General features: G+C 29.0%; 21 protein-coding genes. 5 read left to right on the top strand and 16 right to left on the bottom strand.

The genetic code is table 11. From position 1 onward, the window contains the following. Window positions 1-154: 154 nt before the first annotated feature. From AVANS14531_RS07335 to AVANS14531_RS07295, 9 genes are all read right to left on the bottom strand, one after another. The gene (locus AVANS14531_RS07335; protein ID WP_336611886.1) at window positions 155-994 is read right to left on the bottom strand and encodes a hypothetical protein; all 840 of its coding nucleotides are present in this window, start codon (window positions 992-994) and stop codon (window positions 155-157) included. Then, window positions 994-1458, bottom strand: coding sequence for a TlpA family protein disulfide reductase (locus AVANS14531_RS07330; protein ID WP_336611885.1), 465 nt, complete (start codon window positions 1456-1458; stop codon window positions 994-996). Before AVANS14531_RS07330 ends, AVANS14531_RS07335 begins: the two co-directional genes overlap by 1 nt. Then, window positions 1455-1916: a TlpA family protein disulfide reductase gene (locus tag AVANS14531_RS07325; RefSeq protein WP_239817486.1), complete on the bottom strand. Its 462-nt coding sequence runs from the start codon at window positions 1914-1916 to the stop codon at window positions 1455-1457. The genes AVANS14531_RS07330 and AVANS14531_RS07325 overlap by 4 nt, the downstream gene beginning before the upstream one ends. Continuing rightward, window positions 1909-2559 (bottom strand): ABC transporter ATP-binding protein, encoded by a 651-nt coding sequence (locus tag AVANS14531_RS07320; protein ID WP_239817487.1) that lies wholly within the window; start codon window positions 2557-2559, stop codon window positions 1909-1911. The genes AVANS14531_RS07325 and AVANS14531_RS07320 overlap by 8 nt, the downstream gene beginning before the upstream one ends. Beyond that, on the bottom strand, window positions 2560-3699 hold the full coding sequence (locus AVANS14531_RS07315) for an ABC transporter permease (protein ID WP_239817488.1): 1140 nt from the start codon (window positions 3697-3699) through the stop codon (window positions 2560-2562). Next, a complete protein-coding gene (locus tag AVANS14531_RS07310; RefSeq protein WP_336611884.1) occupies window positions 3686-4969 on the bottom strand; it encodes an ABC transporter permease in 1284 nt (427 codons plus the stop codon). The genes AVANS14531_RS07315 and AVANS14531_RS07310 overlap by 14 nt, the downstream gene beginning before the upstream one ends. Before the next feature lie 9 nt (window positions 4970-4978). Next, window positions 4979-6382 carry a Fe-S-containing protein gene (locus AVANS14531_RS07305; RefSeq protein ID WP_336611883.1) on the bottom strand — a complete coding sequence of 468 codons (1404 nt, stop codon included), beginning with the start codon at window positions 6380-6382 and terminating at the stop codon, window positions 4979-4981. A 61-nt stretch (window positions 6383-6443) separates the two neighbouring features. Further along, window positions 6444-6980, bottom strand: coding sequence for an iron transporter (locus tag AVANS14531_RS07300; RefSeq protein WP_239817491.1), 537 nt, complete (start codon window positions 6978-6980; stop codon window positions 6444-6446). Further along, entirely contained in the window at window positions 6977-9085 is a 2109-nt protein-coding gene (locus AVANS14531_RS07295; RefSeq protein WP_336611882.1) for an FTR1 family iron permease, read from the bottom strand. Before AVANS14531_RS07295 ends, AVANS14531_RS07300 begins: the two co-directional genes overlap by 4 nt. A gap of 159 nt (window positions 9086-9244) precedes the next feature. Between AVANS14531_RS07295 and AVANS14531_RS07290 the strand changes: the two genes are divergently transcribed. Continuing rightward, window positions 9245-9421, top strand: coding sequence for a hypothetical protein (locus AVANS14531_RS07290; protein WP_239817493.1), 177 nt, complete (start codon window positions 9245-9247; stop codon window positions 9419-9421). Window positions 9422-9461: 40 nt separating this feature from the next. On the opposite strand, the gene AVANS14531_RS07285 is transcribed toward AVANS14531_RS07290, so the two are convergent. From AVANS14531_RS07285 to AVANS14531_RS07255, 7 genes are all read right to left on the bottom strand, one after another. Beyond that, window positions 9462-10829: a sodium-dependent transporter gene (locus AVANS14531_RS07285; protein ID WP_336611881.1), complete on the bottom strand. Its 1368-nt coding sequence runs from the start codon at window positions 10827-10829 to the stop codon at window positions 9462-9464. Window positions 10830-10892: 63 nt separating this feature from the next. Further along, entirely contained in the window at window positions 10893-12215 is a 1323-nt protein-coding gene (locus tag AVANS14531_RS07280; RefSeq protein WP_336611888.1) for an anaerobic C4-dicarboxylate transporter, read from the bottom strand. A 215-nt stretch (window positions 12216-12430) separates the two neighbouring features. Then, a complete protein-coding gene (ilvD, locus tag AVANS14531_RS07275) occupies window positions 12431-14137 on the bottom strand; it encodes a dihydroxy-acid dehydratase (protein ID WP_336611880.1) in 1707 nt (568 codons plus the stop codon). Continuing rightward, window positions 14134-14958, bottom strand: a complete 825-nt coding sequence (locus tag AVANS14531_RS07270; RefSeq protein ID WP_336611879.1) for a DUF3298 domain-containing protein — start codon at window positions 14956-14958, stop codon at window positions 14134-14136. Before AVANS14531_RS07270 ends, ilvD begins: the two co-directional genes overlap by 4 nt. 52 nt (window positions 14959-15010) lie before the next feature. Continuing rightward, entirely contained in the window at window positions 15011-17659 is a 2649-nt protein-coding gene (locus tag AVANS14531_RS07265; protein WP_336611878.1) for a GGDEF domain-containing phosphodiesterase, read from the bottom strand. A 2-nt stretch (window positions 17660-17661) separates the two neighbouring features. Then, window positions 17662-18519: a cytochrome-c peroxidase gene (locus AVANS14531_RS07260; RefSeq protein WP_336611877.1), complete on the bottom strand. Its 858-nt coding sequence runs from the start codon at window positions 18517-18519 to the stop codon at window positions 17662-17664. Further along, entirely contained in the window at window positions 18512-18868 is a 357-nt protein-coding gene (locus AVANS14531_RS07255; protein WP_239817498.1) for a transcriptional repressor, read from the bottom strand. Before AVANS14531_RS07255 ends, AVANS14531_RS07260 begins: the two co-directional genes overlap by 8 nt. 121 nt (window positions 18869-18989) lie before the next feature. On the opposite strand from AVANS14531_RS07255, the gene AVANS14531_RS07250 reads away from it, so the two are divergent. The 4 genes from AVANS14531_RS07250 to AVANS14531_RS07235 are packed head-to-tail and all read left to right on the top strand — an operon-like array spanning window position 18990 to window position 23145. Continuing rightward, window positions 18990-20411 carry a metal ABC transporter solute-binding protein, Zn/Mn family gene (locus tag AVANS14531_RS07250; protein ID WP_336611876.1) on the top strand — a complete coding sequence of 474 codons (1422 nt, stop codon included), beginning with the start codon at window positions 18990-18992 and terminating at the stop codon, window positions 20409-20411. Beyond that, the gene (locus AVANS14531_RS07245; RefSeq protein ID WP_336611875.1) at window positions 20374-21642 is read left to right on the top strand and encodes a hypothetical protein; all 1269 of its coding nucleotides are present in this window, start codon (window positions 20374-20376) and stop codon (window positions 21640-21642) included. The genes AVANS14531_RS07250 and AVANS14531_RS07245 overlap by 38 nt, the downstream gene beginning before the upstream one ends. Further along, a complete protein-coding gene (locus tag AVANS14531_RS07240; protein WP_239817501.1) occupies window positions 21639-22364 on the top strand; it encodes a metal ABC transporter ATP-binding protein in 726 nt (241 codons plus the stop codon). Before AVANS14531_RS07245 ends, AVANS14531_RS07240 begins: the two co-directional genes overlap by 4 nt. After that, entirely contained in the window at window positions 22345-23145 is an 801-nt protein-coding gene (locus AVANS14531_RS07235) for a metal ABC transporter permease (RefSeq protein WP_442862406.1), read from the top strand. The genes AVANS14531_RS07240 and AVANS14531_RS07235 overlap by 20 nt, the downstream gene beginning before the upstream one ends. The last annotated feature ends 10 nt before the right edge of the window (window positions 23146-23155 follow it).

Below are 23155 nucleotides of genomic sequence, written 5' to 3'. Positions count from 1 at the left end.
TTAATTTAAGGCTATTATTAAAGAAAATAATAAGTGTAAAAATGATTTTTAATCTTTATTTAGCATAGGATAAATCGTGTGGATATCAAAGGAATTTAAAATAGGAATTTGAAATAGGAATTAGAAGCTAATTCTTATTTCGTAATTTTTAGAATTATTTAGACCAAAAGCCTTTTTGGAATGGAAATTCGTTGCATAAAAGTTTATTAATCTTGCAACCTTTATAAATTGCTTTTCTTAGTTCTTTTTCATATTTTTTTAAATACTTTTCATCTATATTATTGTTTGAATTACAATGCATATAATCGCCCTTTTCACATAGCTTAATAAGTATTTTAACCCTACTATCTATATCTTCAATTCTTCCATAAGCATGGTATAAATTAATACATTTTTCTACATCTTTTTCGCAGTTTTTATCGGTATTTTTCAAAGCTATTTTAAGTAAGTCATCATCATCAATAATATAATAATCCTTACAGCCCATACAAGATTTTAAATCTCCACTTTTGCAAAGATTTTCACATATTAAAGTAGCTTGTTCTATATCACCATCACAAGAAATTGCATTAAATAATAAAGCAGCTTTATGTAAAGAATTTTCACTAGCTAACATAAAGGCTTTTTTGCCTTCTTCGCTATATTTTGCCTTATCAACAATAGCAAGGCTTATGCAAGAACTAATATAACCTAAATCACAAGCTTTCTTATCGTATTCAAGGCTGGTTTGATAGCTTAGTTCATCAAAATAGCTAAATGATATATGAGAATAAAAAGCACACGCATAGCCTGAATTATCTTTATCACATAGATTTTTTGACATACCTTTTACTACAAAGGGCTTATTTATATGTAAGCCTAGCCTAATTGCTAAAATACAAGCACTAGAGTTGTTATTTTTGCACGCATTTATAACGCTTGAAAAATTACTTTTATCATAATCTTTTGCATACAAGCTAAAAATTAGACAAAAAATAATACAAATTATTCTCATCAAACTCCTTTAACAGCTCTTAACTCCTTTTCTAAAACTGATTTTGGAGTTAAAGAGATGAACTTTTTTACCATTTTACCATTGTTATCATAAATAAACATAGCAGGAACTCCATAGACTCCCCCTACTACATTGCTTAAATACTCAACATCTAAACTATCATAAATAGTTGTAAATGTTACACCTTTTAAATTCTTAACAGCCATATCCTTATTTTTCATATTTCCTAAGACAGCTATTATTTTATAATTCTTGCTTAATTCATTTAATATAGGAATTTGTTTTTCGCAAACTCCACAATCTTTAGAATAAAAAAACAACATAAAAGGCTCACTAAGACCTTTTAAAGCCTTTTCTTTGGCATTATATTTTAAACTAAGTGGCTCTTTTGAATTAAGTGTTAAAAAATACTCATCCTTACAAGCACAAAAAATCAAACATAAAAGCATTAAAATAATTCTCATAAATATCCTTTGATTTTTTCTTGTATATAATTAAATCCCCTATCACCTAAGATTTTTTCAACATAAACGCCGTCTTTTAAGATAAATAAAGTCGGAACTGCAAATATTTCATACCTTGACCAAGTTATGTCTTGCTGATCTTTTAAAAAAATCATAGCATCATAATTATGTTCATTTTCGTGTTTTTTAATAGTTTTTAAATCATCAATTGAATTAATTGCATAAATTTTTATATTATTATTTAGTGCATAATCATTAAGGCTAGCCATTACTTTAAGACAAGCAGCACAGCCATTCTCCCAAAACTCAACTATTTCAATACCTTGCCTTGTAAGCTTAATATTATTACCTTTTGTATCCTTAGCTAATATTTCAGGAGCTTTTTCATTAAGGCTAAGCTTTGCATTATCACAAGCTACAAAAAATAAAGCAAAAACTATTAAAAATAATTTATTCATTTACAATAAGACCATCTTTAATAGTGATAATCTCATCAGCTTTTTTTGCTAAATCAGGGTTATGCGTGATTAAAACTATTGTTTTACCTTCGCTTCTTAATTGTTTAAAAATATCTAAAACAATTTCTCCATTTTCTTCATCAAGATTACCAGTAGGCTCATCAGCAAGTAAAATGCTAGGATTATTTATAAGACTTCTTGCTATACAAAGACGCTGTTGCTGACCACCACTTAGCTCGCTTGGCAAATGCTCTAATCTATCAGCTAAGCCAACTTTATCTAAAATCTTTTTTGCATCGCTTTCATCAATACTAGAATGATAATATTGAGCTAGCATAACATTTTCTAAAACACTTAAATATGGAATTAAATGAAATTGTTGAAAGATTAGTCCTATTTTTTCACGGCGGATTTTTTGCTTATCAACTTCGCTTAAATGAGTTACATTAATGCCATCTAAAAAATATTCGCCCTCACTTGCATTATCAAGCAATGATAAGATATTTAAAAGCGTTGTTTTACCACTTCCACTCTTACCTACAATACTAAGCCAACGACTTTTTTCTAGTTCAAAACTAAGACCTTTTAAAACATGTGCTTTATCAAATCTTTTGTGTAAATTACTAACTTTAATAATACTCATTTACTCTCCTCTTAAATTACCTACGATATCTATGCTTAAAGCTTTTTTGATAGGAAAATATGCAGCAAGAATAGCAAAAATAAAAGAAATTAAAATCGCTATTACAAACGCACTTAATCTAAAATCAATACTAGCATTAAAAATAATTGCTCCTAAAAATTGTGCTAATAAATACCCACCAACTGAGCCAAATAATGAAGCGATTAAGGTAAGTATGAAAACTTCACTAGCAAATAATTTTACTATATCGCTTTTAGCAGCCCCTAATGCAAGGTGTAAAGCGATTTCCTTTTTTCTTGAAAATATAATTGAACTAAGAGTAGTATTAACACTTGTTGAGCTAATTATTAAGATTACGATAGAGATTAAAAACATTAAGCCTTTAATTTTTTCTAAAATTGCACCTTCTTTAATGCTAACGCTAGGAATTGTTTTAAGCTCTGCATTTTCATTATTAATACTTGCACTTAGCTTTGATAGGTTTTCAAAATTATCATCAATTATTAAAGAAGCATAAGAATATTTATCCTTTACGCCTGAAAACTCTTTAGCTGAATCTAAATTAATAAATGCCATTGCATCAATTTCATCTCCACTAGAAATTATGCCTTTTACTACGAAAGTTTTTTCAACTAATCCTAAATCTTGCTTATAGTTTAAGGTTAGCTTTGAGCCAACTTTTTTATCAATTGTATTTGCTAAATCAATTCCTAAATAAATACTATCAGCTTTGCTGTATTCGCTAGGACTTAAACTACCTTTTAAAATAGTTAAAAATTTATTGATTTTTCTAAACTCATCAAAACTAACTCCAGCAACTAAAATCTGCCTACTTGAATAACTAGGAGTAAAGTATAAATAAGGCGAAATTGCTAAGATTTTTGAGCTTGTTATTTGTGATGTTATATTATTTACATCGCTAATATTTACATAATCGCTATCTTTAGCACTTAAAATCATATTAGCACCATAGCTTTTAAGCTCTTTGCTCATTTTATTATCTATATCAAAATAAATATTTAAAAACGCATTCGCAACAGCAGTTCCCATAAAAATAGAAATTAAAATTATAAGTAATCTTTGTTTTGAAAACCCTATACTCTTTTTAACCTGAGTTATGAAAAAATTATTTCCTGCCATAAAGCACCTCTACGATTTCTAGTTTGATAAAGTTTTTTGTAGCTATTAATGAACCAAGAATTGAAATTAAACTAGCAAAAAACATACAAATAAAAATAATAATAAAATTATAAGCAATGCTATGAGAAAAGATATTTAAAGCTATTAAATCACTTACAAAAAATCCAAAAATACTTCCAAACACACTAGCGACCAAACTTACACATAAATAATCAACCATAAATATCAAATATATTTGTAAGTTATTTGCTCCTAAAGCCTTTAATAAGCCTATTTCTTTTGAGCGTCTATAAACATCGCTATTTATAAGTGAAGCTTGTGCTACGCTTGCAACTACTAATGAAATTAAAAATATTATTCCCATTAAGCCTTGAATTTTTTTAACCACTGAGCTTTCAGCATCAGCAACCTTGCTAAGCGCTTTTGCACTTGCACCTTTGTAGTCTTCTTCTATTTGATAAGCAATTGAGCTAACATAAGCAGTGCAATACCATTTATCAAACTCAACAGCATCTAAGCTATCTTTATCATGTCTTGCACGCATTGCAAGGTCGTTTTCTGGAATTGTTAGCGCTGAAACTTCGGCTCTTTCATAGGTTGGTTTTGAACCTAAAATCTCATTTAATTTATCAATATTTATAAGCAATTTATTATCATATTCGCCTAAATTATCAATAATTCCTACGATTTTAAAGTTTTTAATTCCTGATTCAAATTCCACATCAATTTGATCGCCTGATTTAAGATTAAATCTAGTTGCAAATTCTCTTCCTATATTTGCTTCTAGGATATTGCTTTCATCATTTACAAAATCTTTATCACTTTTCCAAAAAGGAAATAAGCCTGTGATTCCTGTTTTATAATCTTCTTCGCCATCAATAGGAATATTTTTATCAAAATAAGTGCCTAAAACTTTAATCTCTTTGCCATTAATTTTTGCTACTTCATCTTTAAACGGAGCAAAAGCTGTTATATTATTTCTCCAAAAGATTTCTTTTATTTTGTGTAAATCTTTTAATTCTAAATATGTTTTATTCTCAAATGGTTTAAAAGTCTTATTTCCTACTTCAATACTAAGTGCTGAGCCTTGTGGCACAACGCTAATGTTTGCACCATAATTTCTAAGCTCTTTTGTAAGCTCATTACCAACGCCTAAAGTTATATTTAGCATACAAGCAAGTAACAAACAAGCTAGAAAAATAGTGCCAAAACTAAGGAGTTTTTGAGTTAAGTTGCCAAAAATTGATTTTTTTATAATTCTTAAAAACATTGCTTCTCCTTAACTTTGATAACCATTTAATCTAAAAGGTGCATTATCGTTTGAGCTTACATATTTGCTAGGGTCTTTTTTAAATTCTTCATAGCTTTCATCAGTGCTAAAATAATAATTTATACCTTTATACATATAAGATTTTTTAGCTTTTGAGTTTAAAAATTTATCTTGATTTACAGGGTCAATTACTTCAATTTCAACAACTTCGCTAAAATAATTTTCCCCATCTAAAACATCTCTTACTTTAATTAATAATTTATTATTTTTTTCATCTACTTCGTAATTTAATGGAATTGGATTACACCCACCTGCCTTACCTACACTTGGTAAAAATAATCTTACATTACAAGCAACGCAGATTAATTCGCCTTCTTTTAAAATATATCCTAAATCCCCACAAATCATACAAGAATCAAACACGGCAACAGGAGTGATTTTGCCAGCAAAACGATTGATTATAAAAAATCTAATCTTTTTACCTGAGCTTGAAATATAAGCATATCTATGTAATTTTCCATCGCTTACTTTATCTAATTCAAACTCAAAATGAGTTTTACTCTTTGGAGTAATTACTAAAGGCTCATCTATACTAATAGGCTTAGACGCAACTAGATCATAAAATAAAACGATTATAAAAGCTAAAACACTTAAAATAAATGTAATGCTAAAGTGAGTGTTTATTGTGCTTGTAAGGTTTTTGTTTTGTCTATAAACAATATCAAAATCGCATTGTTTTTGAGTGTATTTAGGGCGAAGTTTTAAGCATAATCCAACATAAATAATGCCTAAAATTAAGCAAATATAATAATAAAACTCAGCATAATGCTTACTCTTTCCTATATAGCTTAAAAGTGCATCGCTATCGCTTAAAGCTCCGATACTTCTTGTCTTCATTCCATATAAAGCAAGTTCAGCTAAACACTCATTTATAAACATTAAAGCCAAAATAATTGCTATTAAAATACTAATTTTTGATTTTACATGCTTAGTAGAATATACAAAACTTATAAAAAATACAGCACATATAAAAAAAGCTAATAAAATAAAACCGAAATTTAAAACCCCTTCAGTATCTATTAAATTAGATTCAAATATAACAAAATTTGCACTTAATAAAAAATATCTAATAGCACACGCAAAGGCTATTAAAAATACGCTTGATATTGCAAATATTTTTATATTTCTTAAAAATACTAATAATAAAGAAATTATCAAAACACTATCGGCAATGATTAATCCTATTCTGTTTTGCTTTTCGTAGTTTATGATATAAAATGCAATATATCCAAAAATAAAACCAACAAATGCAGAAATTAAAATCTTATAAACTGAATGATTTTTACAAGCAAATGATGTAAAAAAGCTAATAACAAAAGCTTCAAGAAATAAATGTATAAAATAAATACTCATTATTGTCCTTATTTTTGTATATTTTTATAGAAAGCTAAATTAGCTTTCTATTTTTTAAGGCTTATTTATCAGGTGTTCCGGTGTATTTGAACTTATATTTTACGTTAAATGTATCAAACCACTTATCAACACCTGTTTCTTTATCTACGTGGCGACCAAAACCTTGTTTTTCAGGATTGTCAATTACAAATTCTAATTCATAGTTACCTATTCCTGTATCCATTTTAATGTTTGCACCATAGTGTGGGCCATCATCAGCTACCATTGGCATAAGTTTTCCAACTTTTGTTTTACCATTATCTAGGTTTGTTAATTTATAACCTATTGTTAAGTATGGCATCCAAAAACCTTCTGGAAAACCATTTGGATTTTCTTTAAGAGCGTGAATATCAGCTTCTAAGTGAATATCAGCTAACGATGCAGCTAAATCAATTCCTCTTGGCTCCATTTCAATTGGTTGTAAATAAACTGCTGCTATTTCCATACCATGTAATTTATAGCTTTCTGCTCCATCAATTGTTGGGATTTCAACTTCACCAGCGAATGCTGAAGTAGCTAAGAAAGCACCTGCAACTAAACTAAGCAATGACTTTTTCATTGTTTCTCCTTTGATTTGATTTGCATATAAAGAACTCCTCCTATTAATAGAAGAAGGATTATTGCCTGTAACACTAAGCTCTCATAATAAGGGTAAAGCCCTAGCCATGTAATACTTTCAAATGGCGTTGATATGAGATGTGGAGTTAAGACCTTGCCCTCAACAAGTTCCATAATTCCTTTGCCTGTAAAGACAAAACACATATAAAAAATCACAATTGAGGTTAATAAGAAAAATTGTTTTATAGGTATTCTAATAGCTCCTGCTTTAAGTAAGAAATATAAAATTACTAAAATAACTAAGCCTAATGCTAAACCGCCTATTACAGCACCTAAACCAGCACTTGAGCCTGAATCTATAAGTAATGCTTGATAAAATAATATAGTCTCAGCACCTTCTCTAAATACTGCTAAAAACACGGTCCACCATAGAGTTTTTGCGCTACCACTTGTAATTGCCATTTTTGCTTGTTCTTTTAGATTACTTGCATATTTTTTATTTCTTGCATTACTAAGCAACCAAAAGCCAACATAAAACAACAAGGCTACTGCAATTAGCATTGTAACGCCTTCTATAAGCTCTCTACTTTGACCTGAATTACTAATAAAATATGAAACAATAAACGCTGTTATAAATGATAAAATAACGCCCGTTCCTAAAGCTGAATATGCTATGTTTAATCTATCTTTATTACCACTTTGAATTATGTATGAAATTATTGCAACTACTATAATTAAAGCTTCTAAGCCTTCTCTTAAAATAATTGTAAGCGATGATATGAATAAAAACCATACACTGGTATCACTAATCTTATCAAGTTGGCTTGCAATTAATTTATTTAATTCATCAAAATTAGCTTGTAACTCTTCTTTGCTTGCCTTGCTTTTAATTAAAGCTGTTCCTTTTGTAAATTTCTCTTCTATTGCTAATTTAACGCTTGAATCAATTGCACCTATTTTACTCTCCATGCCTTTTGCTTCAAAAATATCTAAATAAACACTTTGAAGAGAATTAATACTTGCTTTTTCACCTACATTTTCATAATCTTGAACGATTTTTGTAAGTGCGATTTTAATATCAGTTGCAACTTGAGTATAATCAACATTCTTTGTTTCATCAACATATCCAACTAGCTTTAATTTACCAAGATTGCTTTCATCAATTTCCGTCATTACTTCAAATATTTCATTAAGCAATTCTTCGCTTTTTTCTCTCATATCATTTTCACTAACTTTACCACTACGAATATCACTGCCAAAACTTCTTAATTTGCTTCTCATATTGATATTTTTTGTAGCATTTATTAGTATTTCTATATTTGTATTTATATAAATTTCTTCTCTTGCTGAACCTATTGTATCAGCAGCTTTTGTGTATTCTCCAAGCTTGTTATATTGCATTGCTTCATCAAATTTTTCACTTAATAAATCATAAACATGTTGAAGTCTAGGATCAATAGAAGCAGCAGCTTGAAGACTTTCAAGACTATCATACACTGGCTTTTGCATTACAGGTTTTTGCACTTCTCCACTCGCTTCTTTTGCTAAAAGTGCAATTTCAGCAGCTTTTTGCTCTTCGCATTTAGTTCTTGCATCACTTTCATTTGAGCCAAACATCATTTCGCCTTCAATACAAGACTTTAATAAATTTTCTCTTGCATTAATTTCTGCTTTTGCTTTATCATAATTTGGATCAGATGCTACTGCTTTTATCCTAAAACCATCTTGAATAATAGGCGTTACTTCTTCTAAATCTAATTTAAGACCATAGATTAAAGCTTCAATTTTATTAATTTTTTCGCCTTTTCCATAATAGCTTCTTAGATTAGTAAATTTTCTCTCCATAAAAAAGCCTTTTTTTCCGATATTTCTACCGATTGGCCCTTCCATATTTTCAAAATGCTGAAAATATGCTTCACTTGCAAGTTGTCTTGCTGTCGCTGCATCGCCTTTTTTATAAGCTTCTAAACCTTTATCAAGCTTTTCAATAATCAAATCTTTTTCTTTAAAATAATCAACATCATCTCTAGCAATTACTGAAGTTACTAAAATACAAATAAGAAATAATAATTTTTTCACAAGTAAGCCTTTATAATTTTTTCGCATATTCTAAAACTTATAAATAAATCAAATCTAAATGATACTTATTATTTTTTTCATAATTTATCAATTAGGAATAAAATTGATAAAAAATTTTTCAAGTTATTAACCATTTTTAATATTTCGCTCTTACAATTTCGCCACATTTTTTAAAGGAGAAGAAAAATGAAAAGATTATGTTTAGTATTAGTTGCCTTTTTAGGTCTTAATTTATGTGCTGCTGAAGTTGAAGCAGTAAATACTGAAGAATGCAAAAGTGCTGAGTGCGTAAATAGCACAAGCGAGCAAACAACAACAGAAAATGTTCAAGAACAAATGGAAGTAAAAGAAGAAGTTAAGTAAAACACAAATTTCTACGATTTAGCTTAGCTAAATCGTAGTATTAATTAAAAAATCCAAGAATATACGATTTTAAATTCTCAAATCCACTAATAAAAATAATAATAATTACAACAGGAATTATGTATTTTATATAATAAAACCATGCTTTATAAATAGGGTTTTTTAATTCATAATCATTGCTAATTTCTCTTAAAGCTTCATCTTTACCTAAAACAAAAGCAACATATAAAACACATAATAATGCAGTAATTACAAATAAAATATTTCCACTCACAAAGTCAAATGTATCAAAAATATTTCTTCCAAAAATTAAAACATCATCAAGCACACCATAACTAAGCAATGCAGGAATATTTCCTAAAATAAAAATTCCACCTAAAACTAAATTAATTGAAGTTTTCTTTGAGATTTTAAATTTTTCTTCTAAAACCGAAATAATTACTTGATAAATCGGCAAACTTGTAGTAAGTGCTGCCGTAAGTAATAATACAAAAAATACAATAGCAAAAATATTTCCAAAATGCATATGAGAAAATACAATAGGCAAAGTCTTAAACACTAGCGAAGGTCCTGCATCAGGACTTAATCCAAATGAAAAAAGCGATGGAAATATCATAAAACCTGCTAAAACTGCTACAAGAGTATTTACAATGCCTGTAATTACTGCTGTTTTTAACAAATCTTCTTTTTTATCAAGATAACTTGAAAGCGTAATCATCACGCCAAATCCAAGTGATAATGCAAAAAATACTTGTCCTATAACATATAAAAAAATGCTTGGAGTTATCTTACTAAAATCAGGGTATAAATAAAACTTAATTCCTTCTAATGCTCCATCTAAAGTAACATTTCTAATAACCATAGCAATTAAGCATAAAAATAGTAATGGCATTAAGTATTTAACCGATCGCTCAATTCCATCAATAACCCCACGCCTTAAAATAATCCAATTGATTAAAACAAATACAAAAGTATAAATTGCTATCATTAAAGGAGATTTTTCAATATGATTTACATAATGTAAGCTTGTTTGCTCAGCCGTTATAACTTGAGTTAAATCTAAATTATTCGTAATAATATTTACAATATAGCTAATTACCCAAGCACCTAAAACCATATAATAAGCCATAATTGCATAGCTTCCAAAAAGTCCTAAATACCCTATAAATTGCCATTTTTTACTAAAACAATCTACACTATTTTTATGAGCGCGTCTTCCTATAATATTTTCAACCAAAATAATAGGAACGCCTACTAAAAACATAGCTATTATAAATAATAAAACATAAGCACCGCCACCGTTTTCTCCAACCATATAAGGAAATCTCCAAGTAGCTCCAAATCCTATGGTAGCACCTGCAACGGTTAAAATATATGTTAATCTATTTGTCCAAGTTTGTCTTTTCATATGTATCCTTTGTGTAAAAAGGATACATTTTATACAAAAAACAATATTAATTGCAAGTAAAACTTAAATAAATTTTACAAATAAAAATCCTAATGCAACACTTAAGATAATCATTAAAACCCCTGGAATAAAGAAAGAATGGTTAAATACATATCTTCCTATTCTAGTAGTTTTCGTATCATCCATACCAACAGCACCAAGTAAAGTTGGGTAAGTTGGTAACACAAAGAGCGCTGAAACTGCTGCAAAAGAAGCGATTATTATCTTTGCATTTTCTGGATTTTCACTAAGTCCTAGAGCAACTATTACTGATGGAACGATTGCTTTTGCTGTTGCTGCTTGAGAATATAAAAGCATGCTTGCAAAGAAAAAGGCAAATGCTAATAAGAATTGATATTGCTCTACTAGATTTTTTGCAAAATCTTTTATTTCAGCTGAATGAGCGCTTACATAAGTATCTCCAAGCCAAGCAACACCTAAAACACATACGCAAGCATTCATACCGCTTTTAAATACACTTGTATCAATGATTTTAGAAGTATTAATTTTACTAACTAAGACAATAAAAGTTGCAATGCTAAGCATTACACACATTATCGCACTATCTCTTGGAATTATTATTTGCTCAGCTTTTAAGCCTGAAAGATAAGTCGCATAACAAACTACAGCTAAAACTCCGATAATAAAAATTGCAACGCTAAGCTTTGCTTCTTTGCTAATTATTTGAGTTGATTTTTCTTTTTTTACGATTTCGCCTTTTTTTAATAATTCTTGATAATACTCATCACTGCTTAAATCAAGATTGCTAAACTTAGTTACTAAAAATGCTGTTATTATGCAAGCTAAATATGTACTAGCTACCCAAACCCCAAGCATTGCAATATAAGAATATCCAAAACCTTCTAAAACCCCACTAAGATAAACAACAGCAGCACTAACAGGACTTGCTGTAATTGCTATTTGACTTGATACAACTGCAAGGCTAAGCGGTGCTTTTGGCTTGATATTTTGCTCTTTTGCGACTTCAACAATTACAGGAATCATAGAAAAAGCAGTATGGCCTGTGCCTGCTAAAATAGTTAGAAAATAAGTAATTGTAGGCGCTAGATAATTAATCTTTTTAGGATTTTTTCTAAGGATTTTTTCAGCTACACTTACTAAATAATCAAGCCCACCAGCAAGTTGCATAGCCGAAATTGCTGCAATAACTGACATTATGATTAAAATTACTGAAGTTGGAATCTCACCAGGCTTTATCCCACACAAAACACCTAATAAAATAACACCTATTCCACCGGTATATCCAATAGCAATTCCACCAAGCCTAACGCCTATGAAAATTACCGATAAAACAATTGCAAGGTCTAAAAAACCAAAAGAACTCATCAAAACACAAAATAGCAATAATGCTATCATTAAAAACGAATTGTTTTTCATAGCCACTCCTTTAAAATTATGCAATTTTACAATTAAAAATTTTAATAATAAATAAAAATTATTAAAAAATAAAAAAGAATTTGAATTAGGAAATTAAAAATTTAAATTAAGATATTTTTAATAATAATCAAGGAATTTCTTTGCGAAATTCCTATTTTAAATTCTTAGTTTTTCATCTCATTTAAGCCATCAATATCTAACACGCCACCATTACTTGCATTGCTAACAAGCGCTCTATACATTCTAAGCCATCTTGAATTAAGTGGTTTTTGTATAGGCTTAAACTCTGCTTTTCTCTTAGCCATTTCTTCATCGCTTATTAATAGATTTATAGTGCATTTGATAGTATCAATTTCTATAATATCGCCATCTTTTATAAGTCCTATTTCTCCACCTTCAGCAGCTTCAGGCGAGCAGTGTCCTACACTAAAGCCCCTTGTTGCACCACTAAATCTTCCATCAGTAAGCAAGGCAACCGAAGCACCTAAGCCCCTACCCATAATAAGACTTGTTGGACTTAACATCTCTTGCATGCCAGGGCCACCCTTTGGACCTTCATAGCGAATTACAACACAATCACCTGCTACTACTTTTCCACTGCTAATTCCTGCGATTGCTTCATCTTGAGAATTAAAGCAAACGCATTTTCCACGAAATACCTTATCTCCAACAATTCCTGCAACCTTAATTACAGCACCTTGTTTTGCAATATTTCCAAATAATACGCAAAGTCCCCCACGCTCTGAATATGGATTTTCAAGCGTTTTAATAGCCTTACCATCAGGATTAATACCTGCTATTAATTCGCCGATACTTTCTCCACTAATAGTAAGTGCGTCTTTGCTAAAGAATTTGCTTTTTTTGCTAACTTCATTCATTATCGCATATATTCCACCGCTACTTCCTACATCTTGCATATGAGTTCCTGGCAAGCTTGGACTTACTTTTGCAATATGTGGAGTATCTTGAGCTATTTCGTGCATTAATTCTAAGTTTATTTCATCAGCATAAGCTTCTTTTGCGATTGCAAGAGTATGTAAAATTGTATTAGTACTTCCACCCATTGCCATATCACAAACTAGAGCGTTTTTAAGGCTTTTATTATTTAAAATATTTCTAATTTTATATTTTTCGCTTAGCTCTTCGCTTTTTGCAATTTCGCAAATTCTTCTTGCTGCTTTTCTTAATAATTCTTCTCTTTCAGAGCTTAGTGCTAAAATAGTTCCATTTCCTTTAAGTGCAATACCAAGGCTCTCCATTAAAGAATTCATTGAATTAGCTGTAAACATTCCACTACAACTTCCTGCCCCTGGACATGCAGCGCATTCAATTTCTTTTAATTTCGCTTCATCAATTTTGCCAACTTCATACTCTCCAACTGCTTCAAAGGCTGTATTTAAATCAATCTGAGAGCCATCTTTTAGCTTTCCTGCAGCCATTGCGCCACCACTTACAAAAATGGTCGGAACATTTACTCTTAACGCTCCCATTATCATACCTGGAGTAATTTTATCGCAGTTTGGGATTGCTATCATTGCATCTAGGCTATGAGCGTTCATCACCGTTTCAACACTGCTTGCTATTAATTCACGGCTTGGAAGTGAATAAAGCATTCCGCTATGTCCCATAGCAATACCATCATCAACACCTATGCAGTTAAACTCAAATGGAACACAGCCGTTTTTCTTAATTTCATCCTTTATAATCTCTGCGTATTTATTTAAATAAAAATGCCCTGGGATAATCTCAATAAAGCTATTGCAAACTCCTATAAATGGCTTTGCAAAATCTTCATCTTTTAGCCCAACAGCTCTAAGTAGCGACCTACTAGGTGCTTTTGTATAGCCTTTTTTAATAACATCACTTCTCATTCTTGCTCCTTTTTAAAATATTTAAAATATTCATCTTTTAAAAGACCTTTTAAATCATCTTTATGTATAAAAACTATTATCATACCATCACTCCAAGGCGTGATTTCATAAGGCGAAAAAGATATCATTATGCCATCTTGATAAAAGACTGGCAAAGAATGTAAAAAGCTTTTATTTGCTTTAACATCTTCTAATGTATCTTTGAATATGCTGATTTTTCCATCATTATGTGCTTTTAAAAGCTCATTAGCAACTAATCTAGTAAATTTATTAACGCTATTTGTATCTTTAAAAACATCAGTTCCTAAGACCTTGCCATCAAATTCACTCTCACACCCATAGCCAAACTGAGCGTGAGCACCGCCTAAATAGTCACTATGTTCGTAGCAATAAGTTATCAAATCATCTTTTAAATAATTAATATAAACTACATTTTCTATATAGTAATCTCTTTCTTTTGCTTCTTTTAATCCTTCTTCATCAAAATAAGCTTTTTCATCATAATATTTGTAAGATTCTTCACATCCTTTAAAATCAGTATCAAAGCAGTAATAATAATATTTATTTAGCACTTTAAATTCATTTTTTAGCTTTTTTGCATGAGGTTTTAACTCTTTTATTAAATCAAGGTGTTCTTGTGTTTGTTCTTTATATACACTACTAAAAGCTCTATCAACTAGCCCTGTTTTATGAAAATTTTGTTTTTCAGTATTTGAAAGCATAACATCATCATTAAATAAGATATATTTTTCATTATCTTCATAAACGTAACTAGCAGCATTTAAAATCAAACTAAAAACAACTAAAAATATAAATCTCATATCCCCTCCTCCTTTTTAGATATTTAAAGTTTTCAAATTCCTAATTCAAATTCTAAATAAAAATATTGTGTGGTTCTTCAGGCTTGCTAAGCTCATAGCCTTGAGCCTTTTCTATCCCATAATCTTGAACTATTTTTAAAATCTCTTGGTTTTTAACAAACTCAGCTACCACTTCATAACCTTGCTTGTGTGCAAAGCCTACTAGCGTTTCAAGAACGGTTCTAGCATTATTATCAACAACCAAGCTTTCAATAATAGAACCATCAATTTTTAAATAATCAAACTTGATTTTTAATAATCTATAAAAGTTTGAATATCCACTACCAAAGTCATCAATTGCTATCTTACAACCCCTTAAAGAAATTGAAGTTAAGAAATTTGATAAATCATCGTATTTATCAATACTTTCACTCTCTAAAATCTCAACACATAAAGCTTCAGGGCGAGAGCACCTTGCTAATCTGCTCTCAAATACATCTCTAGTTTCTTTATTGATAATATCTGAGTTTGCTAGGTTTATACTAAATTTTGCTTCAGGATAATTTTCTATCAAATCAAAAACTTTATTAATAACTACTTCTTGAATATTTTTATAAAGACCCACTTTTCTTGCAACATCTAAGAAAAGTCCCGGAGAAACTATATTATTATGCTCATCTCTAAGTCTTACCAATACTTCATAATAACTTACTTCTTTAGTAAGTGAATTATGAACGCCTTGACAAACTACAAAAATCTTATCATTATCAAGGGCATACCTTATTTGTGCTACTACTCTTTGCTGTTCTGCGTGTTGTTTTTCTATACTTAAACCTTCTTTATATACGCAATAAGGCTCTTTTGTTTTTATGGTTTCATAACTTGCAAGAATTGCTTGAGCAAGTCTATTGATTACTTCTTGATTTGTCTTTCTAATATCACGCTCACTAGAAATTCCTATGTTTAATTCTAAGTCTTTAAGCTCCATATTTTGATTAATTTGAAGTTCAAACTTGTTTTTCTTACCCATTATAGGATTTACATTTTTTGCTTTAAAATGTTTTTGGATTAAATCAGCTGCTGCCATTGCTTCTTCGTGATTTTTATAAACTATACAAAACTCATCAAGTTGTAAATGATATATATTTGTAGTTTTTAAAACCTCATCGTTATCTTTAACATTTAAAGCATTTTTTAAAGACCTTGCAAAAGTTTTTATAATCTCATCAATCATAATTGTTGAATAGTTAAGTCTTAAATCATTGAAATTATCAATTTTTAGATATAAAAATATGTTATTTTTATTTGACTTATCATCTTTTAATTCTTTATCTTGTAAAGCTTGTAATGATAATAAACCAGTTAAACTATCGGTATCTAACTTCTTTTGCATATTATCAAGCTTGGTTTTATAGTCTTTAATTTGTAAAATCTTTTTGGTTACATCAACCTTATTAATAAGCTCAATATTATCACCTATGCTTTTTCTGAAAATAGAAAAAAACCTTGTTTCTTTTCTACCCGTAATATCATTTTCATTATATTCTTGAATTTTGTTATGGCTTTCTTGGATAAGCGTTCCATAATCAAAACCCTTTGCATTGTCATTTAAATCAATAACACCATGTAAAGAATCATAAAAGTTCATAGCTTGAGCTTTTCTTACATTTTCGCTTTGCTCTGTTGGTGTGTTTATATTAAAGGTAAAAGTATCATTTACATACTCAATATATAAATTCTTTTTGTTTTTTGTATTAATTAAAATTTGTTGAATTGGAGAGTTTAAAAAAGCCTTGTATAAAATATCTAAAGCCCTTGTTAAATCAAGGCTATATTTGAAAATAATAAAAGTAACAAACACAAGTAAAACAGCAAAAATAGCACCAACTAATATTAACTGCTCGTTTGTAGTTTCTAAATGTTCTATCTTTGTTAATACTTGAAGTTTTAATTGAGTTAGAATATTTTCAAAATCTGTGAAATTTTTGATTTCTTCTTTTTCTTCATGAAGTTGTTTAACACCATGCAATAATTTTCTTGAAAGAATTAGATAGGTTTTTTCTTCATCAACTGCTTTTATCCTATCTTCTAATAATTTTATATCATCGGTTTTTATTTTACTTTCTTGTTTTAAGCTTGCTATTGTGTTTTTATATTCTAAAATTAAATTATTATTATTTTCAATCAATGTATCGAGAAAATCAACATAGTTTTTAATAGAACTAATGCTTATTTTAGTTGCAAAAATAAATTCCAAAACATTTTGCTTTACATCAATTAATTTAGATTGAGCATATAAAACGTTAAAGCTTTTAAAATCACTTCCACTAGTTCCTAATAAGCTATTAAATTCTTTTACATAATTTTTTAATTTTTCTAAACTCTGTGATAATTTTTCTTCTTCTGCTTTGTTTAATTGCCTATTTTCTTTCAATAAAGCTATTAATTCACTTGTTTTAGTATCAATTTCACTTAATTTTCTTCCACTACTTTCAAAATTTGCATAAATACTTGGTCTTTCAATATTTAACATTAACTCTTGATTATCAAGCATAATTTCATGAATATGATTGTTTATATCGTAATTTACATCAATTTTATGAAGTTTTGTAAAAAATATTCCTGTACAAACAAAAATACCAACCATTAAAGCAGTTATAAAAATCTGTAAAATTCTTTGAACGAAAGTTTTTATTTCTATATTTTTATATTCTCTATTCATTATTATTCCAAAATTTTAGGTCTTTTTCCTTCTAAAGTTTTTAAAAACTCAACTATATCATCTACATCTTCATCAGGCATAATTATTCCTAATTGACACACCGACATTGCTCTAATCATATCGCTAAGATTTACAAAAGCTCCTATATAAGTGTAAGGCTCGGTTATTGTAACATTTCTTAAAGTTGGAACTTTTACTTTTCCATCACTAACATTACAACCTACTGAAAAGCTTTTATTAATTTCTGCCATTATATTTCCGCCAAAATTATTTCCATTATGGCAAGATGAACATCCGTAAAAGTTAAATAATTTTAAACCCCTTTTAGCCTGCATACTAATTGCATTTTTATCGCCTTTTAAATATAAATCAAAAGGAGAATCTAGCGTAACAAGAGCTTTTTCAAATTCTACTAAAGCATTTACTAAATTATCGTAATTAGCACTTAAACCTATACTATTAAATAATTTTTGATAAGCAACATTAAATTTAACCCTATTATTAAATTCTTTAGGAGTAATATCCATATCGGTTTTTAAAGTTCTTTTTACTTGTTCTTTTAGATCAGTTATGCTAGCGTCTTTAAAAAATAGATTTGAATAAGCTATATTTAAAACAGTAGGAGGATTGTTTTCATTATCTGTGTTTATACCTGAATTATTTGTGCCATTACCACTTAAGTTTAGATTATGACAGGAATTACAAGAAAGCTTTTTTGGGCTTAAATTAACATCAAAATATAATTGCTTTCCTAAATTAGCCAAATCTTTATCATAAGGAATACTAGCAATTGGTTTATAAACATTCTCATCAGCAAATAAGGTTAATAAAAGAGCAAAAATAAAAAATATTTTATTCATTATTATCCTTGCAATCTTTGCAAACGCCTTTTACTAAAACAGAGCTAACTTGAATTTTATCAATACTTGGAAATGCTAAATCTTGTGTATGATGACAAATATCACAAACAAATAAAGCATTATTACCCTTATTTATTTGATAATAGCCCTTGCCATCAAGCTCAATTTTATTTATTAATTTTGCCTTTTGAAACTGCTCCATTGTCCTATAAAATGTAGTTTTATTTGCCTTTGTTTTGAAATCATCAAAACACATAGGCTCTTTAGCAGCTAAAAGCTCATCTAACAATAAAATCCTAAGTTCTGTAATACCGATATCGTGTTTTTTTAATAACTTAACTGAATTCATCTCGTGAATAATAGCAAAAAAAATTAAAATTTAAACCTAATTTATTTTTTGCAACTAAGTTGCATTTAAGCAACTATTTACTACACTAGCAACTTTAAAACATTAATGAAAAGGAATTGCAATGAAGAAACTATTATTAAGCTCAATTGCTTGCATTAGCTTACTTGCTAATAATGTAGGCGTTAGTATTTTGCCACAAGCAGAAATCGTAAAAAAATTACTCCCTAATGCAAAAATAACAACCCTAATGCCAGCAGGCGCAGACCCTCATACTTATGAGCCAAAGCCAAAGCAAATGCTAGAATTAAGCAAAGCTCAAGTATTTTTAGGAATAGGAGTTGAGATTGAAGAAGTTTGGCTTAAAAGATTAGCTGAAAACACAAATATAAAAATAATTCAAATTGATGAAAATATCAAAAAAAACACATATTTTCATAAAGAATTAAACGAACATCACCATGAACACGATGATGACGCTCATAATGGAGTATTTGATGATGTTAATGTAAAGAATAGAGATTTAAGTGATTGGATTGGAGCTTGGCAATCAATTTATCCTTACGCTTTAAATGGTGATTTTGATGAGTATTATAAATTAAAAGCAGAAGATAAAAAAGACAAAAGCAAAGAAGAATACAAAAAGTATTATTTAGATGGTTATAAAACAGATGTTGAAAAAATCATAATCACAAAAGATAGCATTGAGTTTATTCAAAACAATAAAAGCATAAAATCTAATTACAAATATGTAGGATTTAAAATCTTAACCTACGAATCAGGAAAAAAAGGCGTAAGATATTTATTTGAAGCGACAAACGATAAAAGTCCGTTTAAATATGTGCAATTTAGCGACCACAATATTAAACCTACGAAAGATTTAGAGCATTTTCATATATTTTTCGGAAATTCTAGTCAAGAAGAATTGTTAAAAGAAATGATTAATTGGCCTACATATTATCATAGCGATATGTCAAGCGATGAAATAAAAGAAGATTTAATTCATCATCTAGCACACAATCACAAACATAAACACCATCATCACGAGCATTCAAGTATTGATGTGCATATTTGGACTGACCCTATTATCTTAAAGCAACTTGCAATCAATTCAGCAAATGCCTTAAAACAAATTTATCCAAAAGATGCAAAAAATATTGATGAAAATCTAAAAAAATATGAAAAAGAATTAGATGAATTAAACTTAAAAATATATGATTTAACAAAAAATGTGAATATAAAAGGCTTTATTAGTTCTCATCCTGCTTGGGGTTATTTTGCTAAAAGATATGGCTTAAATGAATATACTTTAGAGCTTGAAGGAAAAGATATAAAACCTAGCGAATTAGCAAAAATCATAGAAATTGCAAAAGACAAAAAAGCTTGCATAATCTTAAAAGCACCACAATTTGATGATAAATTAGCTAAAAGCATTCACAATGAAAGTGGATTAAAAATCATTGAGATAAACCAACTTTCAAACGAAATATCAAAGGAGCTTTTAAACTTTGCTAAGATTATTAACGATAATTGTTTTAAGCATTAATATATACGCATGTGCTTTGTGTTCTTTATACACACCAACAGCACATGTAAGCTTTAAAGGAAATTCCATTTCTTGGGAATTTTCTTCAAATTTTTCACAAACCTTGCTAGATGGCTACGATACAAATAATGATAAAACTTTAGATGAAAACGAATTAATCAAGGTTAAAGCTGCTTTGCTTGATTATTTATTGCCTAGAAAATTTTTAACTACTTTAAAATATTATGATTTGCCTTTTGGAGAAAGCATTGATATTAAGTTTATTGTAAAAGATATTAAAGTAAGTTTTGATAAAGAACTTATTTTAGAGTATTTTATAGATTATGATTTTACTCCGAAAATTGATAGGGTTTTGGTTTTAAGCGTTGAAGATCTTGATGGATTTTTTAATTTTAAAATAAAAGAAAACTCATATCAAGTAAAAGATTTTAGCATTAATGAAAACATAAATTTAAACGCTGTTTATTATGAATTTAAAGCACCAACTTTTATTCAAGCTACAACTACAAAAATTGAAGAAAAATCAAAAGAATTTGAAACAGGAATTAGCATTTATGAAAATATGCTTAAGTTTTTAGCTGCTTTACAAAGCAAGATGATTTCTTTATTAAAAGATAATAGCTTGCTTTTATATCCTATTGCTTTAATTTATGGCTTTTTGCACGCACTCTTACCAAGTCATGGCAAAAGCATAACAGCAGCTTATTTTATGAACTCAAAAAAACAAATATTATTTTTTAGTCTAAAAGTAGGATTTATTCATTTAATTAATGCTTTTATTATCGCTGGGTTTTTTTCTATTTTTAGCTTGTTTAATCTAAGCAAAATTTCAGGATTTTTAATAAGTTTATTAGCTTGTATTTTGCTTTATTTAAAATTATCAAAAAAACAAAGCGTAAATATAGTAGAAAAACCAAATAATATAAAAAGCTTTAAACTAGCAAATAATAGTAAAATCCTAAAAGTAGTAAAAAACGAAAAAGCACTTGATAATTTCTTGGCTTTTAGTATAGGATTGCTTCCTTGCCCTGGACTTATTTTGGTTATTGGTTTTATACAAAGTTTAGGTGCTGTTGCTTTTATAGCAGCAATTTTGATAGCACTTGGAATGAGCCTTGCTATATTTTTGAGTGCATTTATTGTAACTAGATTTAAATTTAGTAAGAAATTAGAAATTATAAGCTTAATTTTTGTTATATTTGTTGGCTTATATATAGGATTTTTTCAATGATAAAAGTAAATGATTTATGCTTTGCATACGATAGTGAAGAGATTTTAAGCAATGTTAGTTTTAGTATAGAAGATAATGAATTTGTAGGAATTATAGGAGCAAATGGCGGTGGAAAAAGCACTACCTTAAAATTATTATTAGGCTTATTAAAACCTAGTAAAGGTAGTATTGAAATTACAACGGATAAATTAAGCTATGTTCCGCAAATTGCTCAAATAAATCCTAGCTTTCCTATTAATGTTTTAGATGTTGTTTTAATGGGAACTATTCATAAATATTCTTTCTTTTTTAATACAAAAGAAGAAAAATCAAGAGCCTTAGCATTGCTTGATGATTTAGGTTTAAGTGGTTTAGCAAATAAAAAATTCGCAAGTCTTAGTGGCGGACAAAAACAAAGAGTATTAATAGCAAGAGCTATGATGAGCGATTCAAAAATTTTATTACTTGACGAGCCAACTGCTAGCATTGATGCTAAAGGGCAGATTGAAGTATTTGAATTGTTAAAAAAACTTAATCAAAAAGGCATAAGCATAGTTTGTGTTTGTCATGATATAGCTTTAATTAGCACTTATGCAAACAAATTAATTCATATATGCAGAACTTGTCATATTCATAAAAATACAAAGGGAATTGATAATAATAGGTTGTTGCATTTAGCAGCACATAAAAATAATTTATGTGAAATTGATATATGGGAAAATTATGGAATATCTAAATTATAGTTTTATTCAAAACGCAATTATTTCGGCAATTTTAGTAAGTATTGCTTGTGGGATTATAGGTGCTTTAGTGCTTACAAATCGTCTTGTATCAATGGTTGGTGGGATTACTCACGCAGCTTATGGTGGGCTTGGGATTTCGCTTTATTTTGGAATTAGCACAATGCTTAGCACCTTAGCTTTTGTAATAGCTTGTGCAATACTTATTGCATATTTATCAAAAAATTACAAAAATCAAGATGCTGTAATAGGCGTGGTTTGGGCTTTTGGAATGAGTGTGGGGATATTGCTAAGCGATTTAAGTCCTAATTCAAATTCCGTAGTTTTTAGCTATTTATTCGGAGCTATTTTAGCGGTTGAAAGATTTGATATTTTGATTATGATAATAGCTGATATTGCTTTTATTTTAATGGCGTTTGTATTTTATAGACAATTAATAGGAGTTAGCGTTGATAGTGAGTTTTGCAAGGCAAATGGAGTAAATGCAAATCTAATTTATTATATGCTAATAATTGCGTCTGCTATTTGTATAGTAATTAGCTTAAGGGTTGTTGGAATGGTTTTAATACTTGCTTTACTTTGCATTCCTAGCTATATCTCATCTATGTTTTGCACTAGACTTTCGTCTATGATGGTAGTTTCTGTTATCTTATCTCTTATGTTTTGCCTTGGCGGACTTGTGCTTAGCATTGCTTATGAATTAAGCAGTGGGGCTTGCATTATTTTGCTTGCTTGCTTTTGCTTTTTTCTTGCTTATTTGTTTAAAATATTTAAAAAGATTTAAGGAATTTGAA

Source organism: Campylobacter sp. Cr9 (genome assembly GCF_020138295.1).
Classification (GTDB): domain Bacteria; phylum Campylobacterota; class Campylobacteria; order Campylobacterales; family Campylobacteraceae; genus Campylobacter_E.
Note: the sequence above shows the minus strand (reverse complement) of the source record. Positions and strands in the feature narration are given on the sequence as shown.

What these genes read in the sequence shown, in the direction of transcription:
- AVANS14531_RS07335 (WP_336611886.1), bottom strand. Translation starts at nt 994, where the DNA reads ATGAGAATAATTTGTATTATTTTTTGTCTAATTTTTAGCTTGTATGCA.
- AVANS14531_RS07330 (WP_336611885.1), bottom strand. Translation starts at nt 1,458, where the DNA reads ATGAGAATTATTTTAATGCTTTTATGTTTGATTTTTTGTGCTTGTAAG.
- AVANS14531_RS07325 (WP_239817486.1), bottom strand. Translation starts at nt 1,916, where the DNA reads ATGAATAAATTATTTTTAATAGTTTTTGCTTTATTTTTTGTAGCTTGT.
- AVANS14531_RS07320 (WP_239817487.1), bottom strand. Translation starts at nt 2,559, where the DNA reads ATGAGTATTATTAAAGTTAGTAATTTACACAAAAGATTTGATAAAGCA.
- AVANS14531_RS07315 (WP_239817488.1), bottom strand. Translation starts at nt 3,699, where the DNA reads ATGGCAGGAAATAATTTTTTCATAACTCAGGTTAAAAAGAGTATAGGG.
- AVANS14531_RS07310 (WP_336611884.1), bottom strand. Translation starts at nt 4,969, where the DNA reads ATGTTTTTAAGAATTATAAAAAAATCAATTTTTGGCAACTTAACTCAA.
- AVANS14531_RS07305 (WP_336611883.1), bottom strand. Translation starts at nt 6,382, where the DNA reads ATGAGTATTTATTTTATACATTTATTTCTTGAAGCTTTTGTTATTAGC.
- AVANS14531_RS07300 (WP_239817491.1), bottom strand. Translation starts at nt 6,980, where the DNA reads ATGAAAAAGTCATTGCTTAGTTTAGTTGCAGGTGCTTTCTTAGCTACT.
- AVANS14531_RS07295 (WP_336611882.1), bottom strand. Translation starts at nt 9,085, where the DNA reads ATGCGAAAAAATTATAAAGGCTTACTTGTGAAAAAATTATTATTTCTT.
- AVANS14531_RS07290 (WP_239817493.1), top strand. Translation starts at nt 9,245, where the DNA reads ATGAAAAGATTATGTTTAGTATTAGTTGCCTTTTTAGGTCTTAATTTA.
- AVANS14531_RS07285 (WP_336611881.1), bottom strand. Translation starts at nt 10,829, where the DNA reads ATGAAAAGACAAACTTGGACAAATAGATTAACATATATTTTAACCGTT.
- AVANS14531_RS07280 (WP_336611888.1), bottom strand. Translation starts at nt 12,215, where the DNA reads ATGAGTTCTTTTGGTTTTTTAGACCTTGCAATTGTTTTATCGGTAATT.
- ilvD (WP_336611880.1), bottom strand. Translation starts at nt 14,137, where the DNA reads ATGAGAAGTGATGTTATTAAAAAAGGCTATACAAAAGCACCTAGTAGG.
- AVANS14531_RS07270 (WP_336611879.1), bottom strand. Translation starts at nt 14,958, where the DNA reads ATGAGATTTATATTTTTAGTTGTTTTTAGTTTGATTTTAAATGCTGCT.
- AVANS14531_RS07265 (WP_336611878.1), bottom strand. Translation starts at nt 17,659, where the DNA reads ATGAATAGAGAATATAAAAATATAGAAATAAAAACTTTCGTTCAAAGA.
- AVANS14531_RS07260 (WP_336611877.1), bottom strand. Translation starts at nt 18,519, where the DNA reads ATGAATAAAATATTTTTTATTTTTGCTCTTTTATTAACCTTATTTGCT.
- AVANS14531_RS07255 (WP_239817498.1), bottom strand. Translation starts at nt 18,868, where the DNA reads ATGAATTCAGTTAAGTTATTAAAAAAACACGATATCGGTATTACAGAA.
- AVANS14531_RS07250 (WP_336611876.1), top strand. Translation starts at nt 18,990, where the DNA reads ATGAAGAAACTATTATTAAGCTCAATTGCTTGCATTAGCTTACTTGCT.
- AVANS14531_RS07240 (WP_239817501.1), top strand. Translation starts at nt 21,639, where the DNA reads ATGATAAAAGTAAATGATTTATGCTTTGCATACGATAGTGAAGAGATT.
- AVANS14531_RS07235 (WP_442862406.1), top strand. Translation starts at nt 22,345, where the DNA reads ATGGAATATCTAAATTATAGTTTTATTCAAAACGCAATTATTTCGGCA.